This window comes from Streptomyces sp. CB02959, from assembly GCF_002803155.1.
In the GTDB taxonomy this organism is placed as follows: domain Bacteria; phylum Actinomycetota; class Actinomycetes; order Streptomycetales; family Streptomycetaceae; genus Streptomyces.
The window spans coordinates 39,647-56,374 of the sequence record NZ_NNBP01000010.1; the positions used below are offsets into that span (position 1 = coordinate 39,647).

The window sequence follows — 16,728 nt, forward strand, 5'->3', positions numbered from 1 at the left end:
GACGGGGCTGCCTCGCCCGGTCCAGCACAAGCGGGCTGGACCGGCCGCCCTGATCGCTCCGGCTGCCCTCCGAGATCCGGCTGCGGCGCCGGGCCGCCTCTGGCCCGAACCTTGCCAGTACTCGTTCCTCTGCCATCCGGTGGTGCCTCTGCCTTTGGGCAGAGGCGGGTCGTCCCCAAGGCGCAGGGCGTCCCCGAAGGAAGACCTCGATAATCGGCGTTATGCCGTCCAGTGCTCCACCTGCCACCGAGAACCGCCGTACCCGAGGCCTCCTCGCCGGGCCCGGGGAGAGCGGATGGCAGCTGTTGCGGGCGGCGGGTGAGGCGGTCCTGGCCGGGGTGCTGGTGCTGCTCGTCCACACGGGTGAGTCGGCGTTCGACGCGAGGCTCAAGGACGGAGCGGTGGCCCTGGGGCTCGTGGGCATCGCGCTGGTGCTGGTGCGGCGCCGGTTCCCGGTGGTCAGCGTGCTCGGGCTGGCGGTGCTGATGGGGGTGATGCCCGCCGTGGCGCTGCTGACCGCGGTAGCCGTCTACACCGCGGCCCGGCAGTTGGAGACGTCGCGGCAGCGAGCCGGGCTGTTGCTCGGCGCGGCTGCCGTAACGGTGGCCACCTGCGCGGCGTTCGCGCCCGTGCTGGAGATGGGCAGCAAGTCGTTCGGTCTTGCGCTGAGTGCAGTGCTCGCCACCACCACGGTGGTCATTCCCGGGTTGGTGGGCACCGTCGCAGGGCAGCAGGATCGGCTGCTGCGGGCGTTGCGGGAACGCACGGCCGCCGCCGAGGAGGCGCGGCGACTTGCGGACAGCGAGTCGCGGATGCGCGAGCGGTCGCGGATCGCGGCGGAGATGCACGATCTGGTCGGGCATCGCCTGAGCCTGGTTTCCCTGCACGCAGGCGGGCTGGAGATGGCGCTGTCCAAGGAGGCGCCCGGACTGCAGGACGAGGCCGCCGCGGTGGGCCGTGCCGCCCGGGACGCGATGGAGGAGCTGCGGGAGGTGCTGGGGGTCCTGGGCCTGTTGGGGCGGGACACCGGCACCGACGCACTGACGGATGCGACGGGAACGCGCGCGGATATCGAAGCGCTGGCCGAGGAGTCGCGCGGCGGCGGTATCCCCGTTGATCTGGTCTGGGAGGGGCCGGATCTCGATGCGCGGCCGGCCAGGGTGCGGCGGGCGGTGCACCGGGTGGTGCGCGAGTCGCTGACCAACGTGCACCGGTATGCGGCCGGGGCGCAGGTGACCGTCGCAGTCCGGCACGCCGACGAGCGGGTGGAGGTGCGGGTGCGCAACGGTGTGCCGCCGGTGCCGCCCACCGCCACGACCGGGCTCGGCACCGGGCGCGGGCTGATCGGGCTGCGGGAGCGGGTGGCGCTGCTCGGCGGTGGCCTGGAGGCACACCGGACGCCCGGTGGCGGCTTCGCCGTGGCGGCCGACATCCCCGCCGACCCCGGGCCCGGCGCGGAGACGGCGGGCACGGCGCCGTACGACAGCAGCCCGGCCACCGTCGACGGGCCCGGCAGCGGGCTCTCGGCCCTCCAGCGGCGCCTGGCCGGTGCCGTCACCGGGCTGCTCGGCCTGGTGGGGGTGGGCGTGATGATGCTGTTCGGGGTCGTGCTGGTGGACCACGCACATCACGGTCCCGAGAACCGGACCGCCCAGAAGCCGCGGGTGGGCATGACCAGGGAGCAGGTGAAGCGCGTCGTGGCACCGGACGACCTCGGGGCACGCGCGGCCGCCGCCGGGCGCGAGCCGCCGCGGCCGGCTTCCGCCACGGACTGCCTGTATCCGTACCCGCGCGGGATTCCCAAGGGCGGGCGGCTGGAGATCGTCCGGTACTGCTTCCGGGCCGACATCTTGATTGCGATCGACCGCTTCACGGTCCCCATGGTGACCGAAAAGGCGACCGAACCACCCCGTGGGAGAAAGACGCATGACTGACCGGGCCAACTTCGCCGACTCCGGGGCGGGTTCCGCGATCCGGGTGCTGCTCGCCGACGACGAGGAGATGATCCGGCACAGCGTCCGGCTGATCCTCCAGCACACCGACGGCATCGAGGTGGTGGCCGAGGCGGCCAACGGTGCCGGGGCCGTCCGGCTCGCCGCCGAGCACCGGCCCGATGTGGTGCTCCTCGACATCCGTATGCCCATACTCGACGGGCTCGCGGCCGTCGAAACACTGGTCGCCCTCGACCCCGCGCCGCAGGTGGTCATGCTCACCACCTTCGGCGACGAGGAGAACGTGCTCCGGGCCCTGCGGGCGGGGGCCACCGGCTTCCTGCTCAAGGACGAGAGGCCGCAGGAGCTGATCAGCGCGGTACGCGCGGCGGCAGCGGGGGACGCGGTCCTCTCCCCCGGCGTCACCGGGATCGTCGTCCGGCGGATGCTGCGCGGCGGCGGGGCCGGTGCCGTGGCCGCCGCCCCGGACAGCAGGGTGGCGGGGCTGACGGACCGGGAACGGGAGGTGCTGGTCATGCTGGGGGAGGGGTTGTCGAGCCAGGAGATCGGCAGACGCCTCGGTATCGGTGTGGGGACGGTCAAGACCCATGTCCGATCGATCCTGGCGAAGACGGCGTGCGGTAGCCGGGTACAGGCGGCACTGCTGGCACACCAGGCCGGGCTCATGGGCTGAGCCCCCGGCCTGGGCTTCGGGCCTCTCTTTGGGTAGAGGGGCCATGGTCCGTGAGGGTGACACGGCGCGGCGGATCTGCCCCTCGGTAGGCGGCGTATTCCCGACCCCAGGGCGACGCAGGCGGGGGTGGGCCGCGGCCACGATGGTCGGGAGTTCCGCACCGCACCACCGCGAGGAGTCCCCATGTCGCAGACCACCACCCCCAACCTTGGCCTCCGGGCCCCCTTGGGCGTCGCTGCTCGCGCAGCAGAGCTGACCAAGGTCTATGGCGAGGGCGAGACCCGCGTCGTCGCCCTCGACTCGGTCTCTGTGGAGTTCGGCCGTGGTCAATTCACCGCGATCATGGGGCCGTCCGGCTCCGGCAAGTCGACGCTGATGCACTGCATGGCGGGGCTCGACTCGGTCTCCAGCGGGTCTGCTCGTATCGGTAGCACCGAGTTGTCCGGCCTGGGCGACCGGCAACTCACCAGGCTCCGGCGGGAGAAGATCGGCTTCGTCTTCCAGGCGTTCAATCTGCTGCCCACGCTGGATGCCCTGGAGAACATCACGCTGCCGATGGACATCGCCGGCCACAAGCCCGACCAGCAGTGGCTGAAGCTGATCGTGGGGACCCTCGGCCTTTCCGAACGGCTGCGGCACCGCCCCTCGCAGCTCTCCGGCGGCCAGCAGCAGCGCGTCGCCGTGGCCCGCGCGCTGGCCGGACGGCCGGAGATCGTCTTCGCGGACGAGCCGACCGGCAACCTCGACTCCCGTTCCGGCGCGGAGGTCCTGGGCTTTCTGCGGGAATCCGTACGCGAGTTGGGGCAGACGGTCGTGATGGTCACCCACGACCAGGTGGCCGCCTCCTACGCGGACCGGGTGGTCTTCCTCGCCGACGGGAGGCTCATCGACGATCTGCCCGACCCCACCCCCGAGGCCGTGCTCGACCGTTTGCGGCTCTTCGACACCGAGGGACGGACGAGCTGACGCGTCCCGCTCGCACGGCTTCCCCTCCAGCACGGCTTCCCTCCCGTTCGGCTTTCCTCCCGCACGGCCTCCCTGTCCCGACCGCGTACCTCCAGGACTGGCTCCGACATGCTGCGTACAGCCCTGCGCAACGTCCTTGCGCACAAATCCCGACTGCTCATGACCGCACTCGCGGTCCTCCTCGGTGTCGCCTTCGTCTCCGGCACCCTTGTCTTCGGCGACAGTGTCGCCGGCTCCTTCCACAACGCCGCCGCCAAGAACCTCAAGGGCGTGGCCGCCTCCGTACAGGCCGATGGCGCCTCCGGGCCCGGTGGCTCGGAAGGCAAGCCGATCACCGTCCTTGACACCGAGCTGGCGCGGAAGATCCGCGCGCTGCCCGGCGTCGCCTCGGTGCGCCCCACCGTCAACGGAACGGCCACCTTGGCCGCCAAGGACGGCAGCCCGGTCAACGCCGACAACAACTGGCAGAACCTGGCCACCAACTACCTGCCCGGCAAGGACGGCAAGGACAGCCGCTTCCCGCTGGCAGCAGGCCGCGGTCCCGCAGCCGAGGGCGAGCTGGCGCTGGACACCAGGACCGCCGAGAAGACCGGCTACCGGATCGGCGACACCGTCCGCTTCGCCACCGACGGGCCTGCCCTGACCAAGAAGCTGGTCGGTACCGTCTCCACCGACGACCCGCGGGTCGCCGCCGGCGGCACCCTCACCCTCTTCGACACCCCGACCGCGCAGAAGCTGTTCCTCCAGGCCGGTCAGTTCGACGAGATCACGGTCGCGGCCAAAACCGGTACCGATGAACGTGCGCTGACCGCCCGGGTGCAAACGCTGCTTCCCGAGAAGGGCGCCAGGGTCGTCAGCGGTGCCGACCTGGCAGCCATGCAGTCCGGAGGGGGCGCCGGGGACAGCGGGTTCTTCGCCAAGCTGCTGATGGTTTTCGCCGGCATCGCGCTGTTCGTCGGCGCGTTCATCATCGCCAACACCTTCACCATGCTCATCGCCCAGCGCAGCCGCGAGATCGCGCTGATGCGGGCCGTGGGCGCCTCGCGCCGCCAGGTCGTACGCTCCGTCCTCGCCGAGGCCGCCCTCCTCGGCCTCGGCGCCTCCGCCGCCGGATTCGCGCTCGGCCTCGGCATCGCCGCCGCCATGCGCCCGCTGCTCAACGCGACCGGCGCCGATTTGCCCGACGGGCCGCTGGTCATCACGTCCTCGACCGTTGTCTCTTCGCTCGCGGTCGGCGTCCTCGTCACCGTACTGGCCGCCTGGCTGCCGTCCCGCAAGGCCGCGAAGATCGCCCCCGTCGAGGCGCTCAGCAGCGTCGACCAGGCGCCGCCCACCCGCGCCCTGGTGATCCGCAACGTGCTCGGCACTCTGCTCACCGGGGCCGGGGTACTGGTGATGCTCCACGTCACCACCCTCCAGACCCTCTCCCGGTCCGACCTGCAGATCGCCATGCTCGGCTCCGGGCTGACCATGAGCGGCATGATCGTGCTGGCCCCGCTGCTCTCCCGGCCGCTGATCACCCTGGCCGGCAAGGTCACCACCCGCTGGTTCGGCGTCAGCGGCAAGCTGGCCAAGGAGAACGCGCTGCGCAACCCGCGCCGCACCGCCGCCACCGCATCGGCCCTGATGATCGGGCTCACCCTGATCACCGCTCTGACCGTCGCCGGGTACTCCACCCAACAGGCCATGGACAAGCAGATCGCCCAGGGACTGACCGCCGACTACACGGTCTCCAACAGCTTCCACCGCGGCGGTCTCGAACCGGGCGCGGCCGACAAGGTCGCGAGGGTACCCGGGGTAGCCGCGGCCGTCCCCGTCACCTCGACGGGATTCGGCACCAAGAGCGGGCGCGCCGTCATCACCGGCACCGACCCCAAGGCGTTCGGCAAGACCGCGGAGCTCGACTTCCGCGCCGGATCGCTGCGTGACATCGGCCCCGGGAAGATCGCGGTCTCCGACGAGTTCGCCCAGAAGGCCGGCCTCAAACTCGGCGCCACCCTCGACGTCGGCACAAACACCGGCAAGACCCGGACGAAGAAGCTGACGGTCGTCGGCATCTACGCCCAGACCCGCGCCGTGCAGGATGCGCTGGGCACACTCGCCGACGTCTTCCCGTACTCCGGCACCAAGAAGCTCGACAAGGTACTGGTCAAGGCCGGGCCCGGCAAGGACGCGGGCCTGGAGCGGAAGATCCGTGCCGCGCTCGGCGACAGCCCCCTGCTGAAGGTCGAAAGCCAGGAGCAATTCATCAAGGCGGCAGGCGGGGCAATGACCACGGCACTCAACATGATGTACGGGCTGCTCAGCATGGCCGTCGTCATCGCGGTGCTCGGTGTCGTCAACACCCTGGCCATGTCGGTCTTCGAGCGCACCCGGGAGATCGGGATGCTGCGGGCCATCGGCCTCGACCGCGCCGGAATCAAGCAGATGGTCCGGCTGGAGTCGATCGTGATCTCCCTGTTCGGCGCTGTACTCGGGATCGGCACGGGCATCTTCCTGGCCTGGGCCGGAGGCAGCTTGATGACGTCGTCGATGACGACGTACGAGATGGCGCTGCCGTGGGGGAGGCTGGGGATCTTCCTGGTGCTGGCCCTGGCGATCGGCGTCCTGGCCGCGATCTGGCCGGCCCGTCGGGCAGCCGGCCTGAACATGCTGCGCTCGATCCAGTCAACCTGAGCCATGCGGCGGCACCCCGGCGAACGAGGCCGCGTGGGGGTACGGATCGCCAGGCGTGGAGCCCCGAGCCCGCGGCTCCACCTTGGTCGCCTTGGCCTCCGGGCCGCCGCCGTTCGGTACTCGTCTGGTCCCCGCGGCCGGGGCAACCGGGCGATACGACGAGAGTCACGTCCTGGACTGCGTATACCCGGGCTCCACAGCTGCCTTGAACGACGAGCGGACCTTGTCCGGGCGGCGGTCGTTCACTACACAAATCCAAGACATGGGCTATGGAAGGCCTGGCGTTACATGGCTCGGGGGCGAAGTGATGACTGCATTCAAAGGTCGGCTTGTGGGTCGTGCAGCTGAGTTGGCGGAGCTGTCCAGGCTGGCGGAGTCCACGCTTGCAGGTGTGGGGCACGCCGCGTTCGTCGTGGGTGAGGCCGGTCTCGGGAAGACCGCGGTGCTTGAGCAAGCCGCGGCAGCCGCAGAGCGCAGGGGCCTGCGAGTGCTGCGGGGGAGGGTCCAGGAGCGGTCGGAGGCATTGCCGTTCGCCTTCATCTCAAGCTGCTTGAGGCTGGAGGAGTCTCCCCCGGATGCCTGGCGGGCCCACGTCGCCGAGGTGCTGGATGGCGATGCCTGCTACGGGGTGCCGGGCGCCAAGGCCGAGGCGACTGGAGCCTGTGCCGCGACGAGCGAGGCGATGACCGGACTGGTCGAGGACCTGTGCGCACAGGGGCCGCTGGCGCTGTTCCTCGACGACCTCCAGTGGGCGGACTCGGCAAGCGTGGCCATGCTGCACAAGCTGGTGTGTTCGGTGCATCGATTGCCGCTTCTGGTGGTGGGGGCTCACCGACCCGTGTCCGGAGCCGCGGAGGTCGGCCACCTGTCGGGGAGCCCGATCGCCGGGAATCGCACACTGCTGGAGCTGGCACCCCTCGATACGGAGGCCGTGGCGGCTCTGCTGGCGGACCTGTGCGACCGGCCGGCCGGTCCGCGACTGCGCCGCATGGCCGAGGGAGCCGCCGGTAACCCGCTGTACCTCGCCGAGTTGATCGCCGCGCTGAGGCGCGAGCAGGCCATCGAGACCGGTGAGGCCATGGCGGACATCGCCGCCGGCTGCACGCTGCCGTCGCTGACCGCACTGGTGACGCACCGGCTTCGGTACCTGCGTGATGACGTGCTGCAGGTGCTGCGCGTGGCCTCCGTGCTGGGCGCCGGTTGCACCACCGCCGAACTCGCAGCGGTGGTGGACCTTCCGCTACCCGACCTGCTGGCCGTCATCGCGGAGGCCGAGGCAGCCGGGGTGCTGGGGGACACCGGCCAACAGCTGCGCTTCCGACATGAGCTCATCCGGCACGCCTTGTACGACGCCGTGCCGGGGTCGGTCCGGGCCATGCTGCACATGAGAGCAGCGCAGTGTCTGGCCGAGGCCGGGGCAGCTCCCGAACGCGTTGCCGAGCACCTCCTGAGTGGGCTGCCGAGCCCCGACTTCCTGATCACGTGGCTGGAAGGGGTCGCGGCACGGCTCACCATGCGGGCACCGGACATGGCAATGCGGCTGCTCACCATGGCGCTGGAAGTCGGCGACCCCACGGATGCCGGGTACGCCAACCTCCGTCTCCACCATGCCCTTGCGCAGCTCTCCTGTGGTCTCCTTGCCGAGGCGGAGGAAAGTGCCCGCTGCGCCCTGGCTAAGGCGCCTGACCCCGGGTGGGGACACCTGATGCGCTGGATCGTCATCCAGGCCGCGTTCGCCCGTGGCATGCCTGACCTGGCGCTGGCGGAGGCGCGGGCCGGATGCCGGAGCCCGGACGTACCGGCGATCGAGGCGGTCCGGCTCCAGGCGTTCAGCGCCGCATGCCTCTTCGCGCTGGGCGACCTCACCGAAGCCGGCGTGGTCGCCTCACGTGCCCGGCGCGCAGCCTACAAGGCCGGAGACAACCAGGCCCTGGCCGACGCCTTGACCGTGCTGGCAGCCAAGCGTTTCCTGGAGGCGCCTGACGCCGAGGCGATTGAACTTGCGCGGCAGGCGTTCCGCATCATGCCCGACACGGTGCACCCGGCGCAGTGGATGGGGATGCAACTCGCGCTGGTGAACTACTACATCGCCCTCGACCTCGGGCACGACGCCCGGCGGACCCTCGCCGCCATACGCATCCCGGCGGAGCGCACCGGAGGGATGTTTCTGCCCTGGTACCACCTGGCCTGCGCGCTCCTCGCATTTCACACGGGGCGCTGGGACGATGCGCTGGCGGAGGTCGCCTCAGGTCTCGCCTGCGGAGGCCAGGAGGCGCTGAGCCGGGCGTTGCGAGCGGTGGCGGCATCGATCGCCGTGCACAGAGGCAGGCATCCCCTCGCCGAAGCACATCTGACCGCTCCGCTGCCCGAGGGCGGCAACCCGGCGGTCGCTGCCTTCTACGCGTATCTGCCGTTGCGCGCCGGCGCCCTTCTGGACGAAGCGCAGGACGATGTCCAGCACGCCTACTCCCGACTCGCCGAGGCGTTCGGGAGCGGCCACCCGGGCCGGCGGAACCTCAGCGTTCTGACACCCGATCTGGTCCGCCTCGCCCTGGCACAGGGGGACCTTGCGAACGCGCAGCGATACGCCGCCGCCGCACAACAGCGCGCCGACCACAGCGGCGGCCCCAACCAGCTCGGTGACGCCTACCGCTGCCAAGGCTTGCTGAGCGAGGACCCCGATCTGCTCATGGAAGCGGTCCGCTGCTACCGCAACGCTCCGCGGCCACTCAACGCGGCACACGCCCTTACCGATGCGGCGGAACTGCTGGCCCGTAGCGGGCAGCTGGCCGAGGCCCGCGTCCTGCTCGATCAGGCGCTGGACACCTTCACGCGGATGGGCGCGGTCTGGGACGCGGCCCAGGCGACCTCCCGGCTGCGTGCGGTCGCCGTTCGCCGGGGCTCACACAGGCCCCGAACCGGTTCTCACGGCGGCTGGGAAGCACTCACCCATACCGAACGCGTGGTTGCGGAGCACGTGGCCGAAGGGTGTTCCAATCCCGAGATCGCCTCTCGGCTGTCCATCGCCCGAAGCACCGTCAGCACCCATGTGTCCAGCATCCTCAGAAAGCTGGCGATGACCTCACGGGTCGAAGTCGCCGCGGAGGTGACCCGCCGGCAGAAGCCCGGGGTGCCGCCTCGGCAGGACTGACCGCAGGTCACCACGGCCCGGCGCCCGGAAATCACGAACTATATCCGTCAGTTGGAGGATGTTCCTCCGCTTGCCTGCGCCTACGTTGACGGTGCCGCGGTGGTCTGGGCGCACGGGGTGGACCGGTGCCGCTCGGGGTCACCTGGCCGGCCCGAAGAGCACAGCTCACCGGAACGAGGACCGAGAACCATGACCGCTGAGATGACGCCCCAGAGGCCGGGGTCGCCTCAGCGTCAGGTGGTCGCAGTGCCGGAAGCACGAAGAAAGACGAAAGGGAAATGGCTCATGCCCACTGAACAAGTCCCGCGAAATGCGACACGAAGAATGCCTGCGTTCCTTGCGTTCGCACTCGCCATGCCGCTGTCACTGCTGGCTACCACGCCGGCTCACGCAGAAGACCCCTCGTGTGACAAGGGTTCCAACACCGGGTGCATGACCATCGCCCGCGTGCAGCACGAGGTCACCGGGATGGCGCGGGCCGGGAACCCGAATGGCGCCGTTGATCTGCTGAATGACGGCTCATCGGACAGCAATGACCCCGTCCTGCGGCCCACGGACAAGGGCACGGTGCCGAGCGATCAGTGGAGCTTCAAGCCCAACCCCAACAACGACGGCAGCTTCCAGATCGCCAACAACATCCCCAGCAAGAGCGGCTGCGTCGAAATCGACGGAAATGGCTTCCTCACCATGAACGTCACCTGCGATGCCACAAACCAGAAACAGCTGTTCTACGCCGAACCGGTCACCGGCGTGGCCAACACCTACCTGATTCGGCGCGCCGACAACGACGAATGCGTCTCGTCGTATTGGGACCAGTACGCCTCCCCTTACGCCGGCGGTGCCGCCCTCCAGATGAATTCCCGTGGCTGCACCGCTGGAGCGGGCGCCAGCGGGGGAGACACCACTGAGCAGTGGACCGTGACCGCGGCCCCCGGTGACGGCGCAAGCGGCCCGACCCTCGATGATCTGGCGACGCAGTACGCGCTGACCCAGCGCAACAAGGGATCCGGCGTCATCACGTCGAGTTCGTACACCATCACCGACGACTCCAAGCCCGCCTTCATCGGACCCTACTCACTCGTTTCCACATCGAGTGACCAGGATGGTTCCTCCCCCAGCTGCAAGAACTCCAGTACCGCCGGCGATATGAGCTGCACCTTCAACTGGTCGTCGTCCACAGCGGACACAATCACCGAGACAAGCACCGTCGGCGTCAGCCTCACGCTCGGACCGGGCAAATTCGGTGGCGAGGATCTGAGCCCACTGAAATCCGACGTCCAGGTTGGCTACCAACACACCTGGAGCAGCAATCAGACCAGCACTGATACATCGGGCACCAGTAAGGCATTCCAGATTCCGCCCGGCCAGACAGCGTGGTTGGTGCGAGCCTTGGCGCTCAAGACGACCACCGGCGACTGGACATTCAGCAACGATGTCGGGTCGACGTGGACGCACCACATGACCGTCACCATGCCGGTGGAGGGCGTCGACGGTTTCCACAGCATCACCGCGAAATGCGACACGCTCTCCCAGGAGCCCGAGTGCACGTCCACCAGGCCCGGTGGGGTGTAGTCAGCTGGAGCGAGTCGTTCGTGCGAAGCGGGTCCAGCCATCTATCGGCGGTGAATGCCGCTCAGGCTCCTGGCCCATCCGTACGATCCGTGAACTGAAGGCCGGCTGAACAGGCTGGTTGCGCCTAACGGGCACATGGTCTTTGACCCGGCGGGCTGATTGATCCCGGCTGCCTCGCACATCCGAGGCAGCCGGGATCGGTGTTTGTGAGCCGATTCCCCGAAACGCAGAAACACACCTGGTTCACGCGGAACACGGAGAGCAGCGATACCACGGGCACTCTGAAGCCCGGCGAGGTCGGTTGGGCCGACGAGGTGTCGGTCACCCGGAACGCAAAGGGCAACTGGCACCTCGGCGAATCGGTCGTCTCGCGGGCAGGCTGGCTGGGCCACTCCGACCCCGGGCTCACGCTGCGGAAGTACTCCCACTTCCTGCCCCGCGCGGGCGCGCGGGGCAGCACTGCCATCGACGCGATCTTCGCGTAGCCGCGGACCGGACAGCGCCGGGTCCGGACTGATGAGTCCGTAGGATCCCCGGCTCGATCGCAAAGTCCCAGAGAAGTCCCACGGATGCCGCTGCACCCCTCCCTGACTCGCTAAGCAGCAGGTCAGACGGGGGGCGGCGGCATCCGCGTATCAAATGTCCCGGAAGATCTCGATCTGCGCGCCGATCGAGTTGAGGCGTTCGGCGAGGTCCTCGTAGCCGCGGTTGATGACGTAGACGTTGCGCAGGACCGAGGTGCCCTCGGCGGCCATCATGGCCAGGAGGACGACGACGGCGGGGCGGAGTGCCGGGGGGCACATCATTTCCGCGGAGCGCCAGCGGGTGGGGCCGTCGACCAGGACGCGGTGCGGGTCGAGGAGTTTGACCTGGGCGCCGAGTCGGGTGAGGTCGGTGAGGTAGATGGCGCGGTTGTCGTAGACCCAGTCGTGGATCAGGGTCTGGCCCTGGGCGGTGGCCGCGATGGCCGCGAAGAAGGGGACGTTGTCGATGTTGAGGCCCGGGAAGGGCATGGGGTGGATCTTGTCGAGCGGGGCCTGGAGTTTGGAGGGGCGGACCGTCAGGTCGATGAGTCGGGTGCGACCGTTGTCGGCGGGGTACTCCGCGCTGCGCTCGTGGTCCAGGCCCATCTCCTCCAGGACGGCCAGTTCGATCTCCAGGAACTCCACCGGGACCCGGCGGATCGTCAGTTCCGACTCGGTGACGACCGCGGCGGCCAGCAGGCTCATCGCCTCGACCGGGTCCTCGGAGGGTGCGAAGTCCACGTCGCGGTCGATCTTCGCCACGCCGTGGACGGTGAGGGTGGTGGTGCCGATCCCGTCGACCCGGACGCCCAGTTCCTCCAGGAAGAAGCACAGGTCCTGGACCATGTAGTTGGAGGAGGCGTTGCGGATGACCGTGACGCCGTCGTGCCGGGCGGCGGCCAGCAGCGCGTTCTCGGTGACGGTGTCGCCGCGTTCGGTCAGGACGATGGCGCGCTTGGGGGCGACGCTGCGGTCGACCTCGGCGAGGTAGGTGCCGTCGGTCGCGGTGATCTCCAGGCCGAAGTGCCGCAGTGCGGTCATGTGGGGGGTGACGGTCCGGGTGCCGAGATCGCAGCCGCCCGCGTAGGGCAGTTTGAAGCGGTCCATCCGGTGCAGCAGCGGGCCGAGGAACATGATGACGCTGCGGGTGCGCCGGGCCGCCTCCAAGTCCATGGCGGCCAGGTCGAGTTGGGCCGGCGGCACGATCTCCAGGTCGTTGCCGTCGTTGATCCAGCGGGTGCGGACGCCGATGCTGCCCAGCACCTCCAGGATGCGGTAGACCTCCTCAATGCGGGCCACCCGGCGCAGAGTTGTGCGGCCCGCGTTGAGCAGCGTCGCGCACAGCAGCGCGACGCAGGCGTTCTTGCTCGTCTTGACGTCGATGCTGCCGGACAGTCGGCGGCCGCCGACCACCCGCAGATGCATCGGCCCCGCGTACCCGAGCGAGACGATTTCGCTGTCCAGGGCCTCGCCGATGCGGGCGATCATCTCAAGGCTGATGTTCTGGTTCCCGCGTTCGATGCGATTGACCGCGCTCTGGCTGGTGCCGAGTGCGTCGGCGAGCTGCGTCTGTGTCCAGCCACGGTGCTGCCGGGCGTCACGGATGAGCCTGCCGATGCGTACGAGGTAGTCGTCTGCCATGGGGTGACCGTATCTCAGATATGAGATGGGTGCGGCATTGTCGATCGCGGGTCGTTGTTCTACTAGGATGCGAACAACTGGAGGTTGCCATGATGCGATCCATGCCGTCCGACCCGCCCGTGAACGCTCGTCGGCGGGGCTGGACAGTCGCCTTGCCGTTCATCCTCGTCACCGTGACCCTCGGTGGCATCTACGCATCCGTCGCCGGCCGGCTGCCCGAACGGATCGCCACCCACTTCGGCTTCGACGGCCGACCCGACGGCTACTCCTCGACGCAGGGCTTCCTGTGGGGGTGCCTGCTGACCCTGCTCGTCCTCGGCGCGGGCACCGTCGGCCTCGTCCAGCTCCGGATGCCCGCGCAGAGCGGGCGCCTGCTGGTCGCGACGGGCTACTTCACGGCCGTCGTCCTCGGCTGTCCGGCGGTCGCGATCCTGTTCGGGAACGCCGGTGGGACCGACGTGGCCGCGGTCCGGCTGTCCGGCTGGCAGATGTTCGTGGCGCTGGGGGCGGGCGTCGTCGCCGCCGGGCTGGGGTGGCTGCTCGCCGGCGCCGACCCGGCGGAGCGCCGTCCGGCGTCCGGGCCGGTGCGCCGCCTGGACCTGCCCGCCGGTGTCCGGGCCGGCTGGTCACGGACCATCAGCTCGCCGCCGATGGCCGTGCTGGCCGGTGCGATGGCCTGTCTCGGGGTCGTCCTGGGAGTGTCCGCCGGGTGGGTCGGCGGTGCGGTCATGCTCCTCGGCGGCCTGGCGGTCGCGGTCCACTGCTCCGTGCGGGTGACCGTCGACCGGCGCGGGCTGACCCTCACCCCGACCCTGCTGCCGGTCCCGCTGCACCGGATACCGCTGGGCAAGGTGGCGGAGGCGTCCAGCCGCCGGATCTCCACGCTCGCCGAGTACGGTGGCTGGGGGTACCGCATCCGGCCCGGCGGCAGCGGCCTGCTGCTCCGTTCGGGCGAGGGGGTGGTGCTGCGGCTCACCACGGGCCGGGAGTTCGTGGTGACGGTCGACGACTCCGCAACGGCCGCCGCGCTGCTCAACACGTATCTCGACCGCGAGCGGTCCGGGGAAGGAGGCTGACGTGCTGTTCCGTGTCGACCCGGGCTCGCCGGTTCCGCTCGGCGACCAGATCGCCGCATCGGTGCGCGGCGCCATCGCCGACGGATCGGTCCGGTCCGGTGAACGGCTGCCCGCCGCCCGCGCGCTCGCCGCCTCGCTCGGCGTCAACGTCCACACCGTGCTCCGCGGCTACCAGCGGCTGAAGGAGGAGGGGCTGATCGAACTCCGCCGCGGCCGCGGCGCGGTGGTCACCGGAGCCGCCTCGCCGGCCCGCGCCCGCGTCGGCGAGACCGCCGAGCGCCTCATCGCCGAGGCGCGCCACCTGGGCCTGACCGACGAGGAGATCGTGCGGGTGGTCCGGCTGGGGTTGGAGGGGGGCTGACCCGGCCCGGCCGCCGCGCGGGGGCCGACGGCTTCGGGGCGGACGGCGGTACGTTGCCCGGGCGCGGTGCCGTAAGGCGGTTCGGGGCGGCGCGGGCCGGGCAGGTGGCGGGCACGGAATTCGGGACGGCCGCCGCGGCGGCCGGGACAGGAGGCGGCGATGCGGCCGGCGACGGATGTGTACGAACCGGCACCGCAGGCCACCGCCGCCCTGCTCCGCGCCTTTCTGACCGGACTCCGGGACCGGGTGCCGCTGCGGGCGCTCTGGGCCCACGGCTCGCTCGCCGGCGGCGACTACCAAGAGGGCCGCAGCGACCTCGACCTGATCGCGTTCCTGGCCCGTCCCGCCACACCGCAGGAGGCGGACGACCTGGCCGGTCTGCACCGCCGGCTCGCCGCGACCGGCGGTCCGGCGGCCCGGTCGCTGCACTGCGCCTACCTCGACGGCACCGCGCCGGACGACCCGGCGCATCTCCATCTGGCATGGGCCCACGAAGAGTTGATGCACCGTCAGATCACCCCGGTCACCCGCCGGGAACTCCACACCTTCGGCCGGGTCCTGTACGGCGAGGACCCGGCCGCGCTCCTGCCCCCGGTGACCGACGACCAGCTGACCGCCTTCGTCCTCGCCGACCTGCGCGGCTTCTGGCGGCCCGCGTTGGGCCACCCGGAATACTGGCTGCGGGACATCTGGGTGGACCTCGGGTTGCTGACCCTGGCCCGCGCGACCGTGACCCTGCGCAACGGCACCTTGATCAGCAAGCGCCGCGCGCTGCCCGTGCTGGCCGGGCTGGGCGCGCCGACGCAGGTCCTCGCCGACATCCGGCACCGGCGCTACGGCCCCGCGCCCGCGTCACCGGACGCGCCCCCGTCACCGGACGCGCCCGGGGCGCCCGACGCCCACCGCGCCGACTGGCCGGTCCGGCGCGCCGAGCTCACCCGCGCCTTCCTCGCCCCGGCCATCGACCGGACACTGGCCGCGTACGGGAGCGGCTGAGCCGTCCGGGAACGCGCCGCCCGGATGCCCTCACTCGTCGAGGAACGTCAGGTCCAGCACGGCGAGCCGCACCGGGTCGGCCAGGATGTCGATCTCCACGATCCGCCCGTCCGCGACGGTGAAGCCCATCACGGAGAACGGCCGCCCCTCCCGCATGCTGACCAGCCCAGGCGCCCCGTTGACCAGCGCCGGCCGCGCGGACGACACGACCTTGGAGTACAGCATCGCCTGCTCGATGACCGCCGCCGCGCCGCGGACCAGCTTCGTCATGTCGGGTGCCGCGGCCCCGCCGTCGGCGCGCAGCACCACGTCCGGGTCCAGGACGGCCAGCAGCGCATCGAAGTCCCCGCCGCGCGAGGCGGCGAGGAAGGCGTCCACCACCTCGCGTCGGCGGGCCGGGTCGGTGTCCGGGACCGGCGCGGTGCCCTGGACCCGGCGGCGGGCTCGGCTGGCGAGCTGGCGCGCGGCGGCCGGGGTGCGGTCGACGATCGGGGCGATCGCGTCGAAGGGGACCGCGAACATGTCGTGCAGGACGAAGGCGAGCCGTTCCGCGGGCGTCAGGGTCTCCAGGACGACCAGCAGCGCCAGGCCCACCGAGTCCGCCAGCAGCGCCTCCTGCTCCGGGTCGGGCCCCTCCACCCGGCTCACCACCGGCTCGGGGACGTACACCCCGCCGTCGAACGGGTCCTCGCGCCGGGCCCGCCGGGTGCGGAGCTGGTCCAGGCACACCCGGCCGACGATCGTCGTCATCCAGCCGCCCAGGTTCTCCACCCCGTCCACCCCGGACCGGCTCAGCCGCAGCCACGCCTCCTGGACGGCGTCGTCCGCCTCGCTCAGCGAGCCGAGCATCCGGTAGGCGACCGCCCGCAGTTGGCCGCGCTGCTCCTCGAAGCGGGTGGCCAGCCACTCCCGGTCCGCCCGGTCGCCCGGTTCCTTGCCCGCGGCCGCCGCGGTGTGCTTCTCGTCCATGACCGGTGTCCTCCCTCGCGCCTGCTGCGATCCGGCCCGCCGGCGCTCTCCGTGTGCGGCCCGTTCCCGCTCACCACACTGACGGACGGGCCGCCGCAGATGTGACACGGCCTCCGATCCCGGGGAGCGGAAGAGGCCGGCCCGGCGCCGTGGGCGCCGAGCCGGCCTCTT

Annotated in this window: 12 protein-coding genes; 10 read left to right on the forward strand and 2 right to left on the reverse strand. The window is 70.8% G+C overall.

The genetic code is table 11. From position 1 onward, the window contains the following. Positions 1-221: 221 nt before the first annotated feature. The 7 genes from CG747_RS17910 to CG747_RS17940 all read left to right on the forward strand — a co-directional run bounded on the left by CG747_RS17910 (position 222) and on the right by CG747_RS17940 (position 11,475). Positions 222-1,934, forward strand: coding sequence for a sensor histidine kinase (locus tag CG747_RS17910; protein ID WP_100602756.1), 1,713 nt, complete (start codon positions 222-224; stop codon positions 1,932-1,934). Then, positions 1,927-2,625: a response regulator transcription factor gene (locus CG747_RS17915; RefSeq protein WP_100602757.1), complete on the forward strand. Its 699-nt coding sequence runs from the start codon at positions 1,927-1,929 to the stop codon at positions 2,623-2,625. The genes CG747_RS17910 and CG747_RS17915 overlap by 8 nt, the downstream gene beginning before the upstream one ends. A gap of 183 nt (positions 2,626-2,808) precedes the next feature. Next, complete coding sequence (locus CG747_RS17920) at positions 2,809-3,591, forward strand: ABC transporter ATP-binding protein (RefSeq protein WP_100602758.1); 783 nt, start codon at positions 2,809-2,811, stop codon at positions 3,589-3,591. Between the two features lie 108 nt (positions 3,592-3,699). Next, positions 3,700-6,267 carry an ABC transporter permease gene (locus tag CG747_RS17925; RefSeq protein ID WP_100602759.1) on the forward strand — a complete coding sequence of 856 codons (2,568 nt, stop codon included), beginning with the start codon at positions 3,700-3,702 and terminating at the stop codon, positions 6,265-6,267. Between the two features lie 205 nt (positions 6,268-6,472). Next, positions 6,473-9,418, forward strand: coding sequence for an AAA family ATPase (locus tag CG747_RS17930; RefSeq protein ID WP_146022102.1), 2,946 nt, complete (start codon positions 6,473-6,475; stop codon positions 9,416-9,418). 432 nt (positions 9,419-9,850) lie between these two features. After that, positions 9,851-10,990, forward strand: a complete 1,140-nt coding sequence (locus CG747_RS17935; protein ID WP_100602761.1) for a hypothetical protein — start codon at positions 9,851-9,853, stop codon at positions 10,988-10,990. Positions 10,991-11,196: 206 nt separating this feature from the next. Further along, positions 11,197-11,475 (forward strand): hypothetical protein, encoded by a 279-nt coding sequence (locus tag CG747_RS17940; RefSeq protein ID WP_100602762.1) that lies wholly within the window; start codon positions 11,197-11,199, stop codon positions 11,473-11,475. 150 nt (positions 11,476-11,625) lie between these two features. Here CG747_RS17940 and CG747_RS17945 read toward each other — a convergent pair whose 3' ends face one another. Further along, positions 11,626-13,155 (reverse strand): UDP-N-acetylglucosamine 1-carboxyvinyltransferase, encoded by a 1,530-nt coding sequence (locus tag CG747_RS17945; protein ID WP_100602763.1) that lies wholly within the window; start codon positions 13,153-13,155, stop codon positions 11,626-11,628. 101 nt (positions 13,156-13,256) lie between these two features. Between CG747_RS17945 and CG747_RS17950 the strand changes: the two genes are divergently transcribed. The 3 genes from CG747_RS17950 (at position 13,257) to CG747_RS17960 (ending at position 15,588) form a co-directional block, all read left to right on the forward strand. Beyond that, entirely contained in the window at positions 13,257-14,231 is a 975-nt protein-coding gene (locus CG747_RS17950; RefSeq protein ID WP_257980502.1) for a DUF1648 domain-containing protein, read from the forward strand. 1 nt (position 14,232) lies between these two features. After that, entirely contained in the window at positions 14,233-14,592 is a 360-nt protein-coding gene (locus CG747_RS17955) for a GntR family transcriptional regulator (RefSeq protein WP_100602765.1), read from the forward strand. A gap of 159 nt (positions 14,593-14,751) precedes the next feature. Further along, a complete protein-coding gene (locus tag CG747_RS17960) occupies positions 14,752-15,588 on the forward strand; it encodes a nucleotidyltransferase domain-containing protein (RefSeq protein WP_107490313.1) in 837 nt (278 codons plus the stop codon). Between the two features lie 30 nt (positions 15,589-15,618). Here CG747_RS17960 and sigJ read toward each other — a convergent pair whose 3' ends face one another. Then, positions 15,619-16,557, reverse strand: a complete 939-nt coding sequence (gene sigJ, locus CG747_RS17965; RefSeq protein WP_100602766.1) for an RNA polymerase sigma factor SigJ — start codon at positions 16,555-16,557, stop codon at positions 15,619-15,621. Between the last annotated feature and the right edge of the window lie 171 nt (positions 16,558-16,728).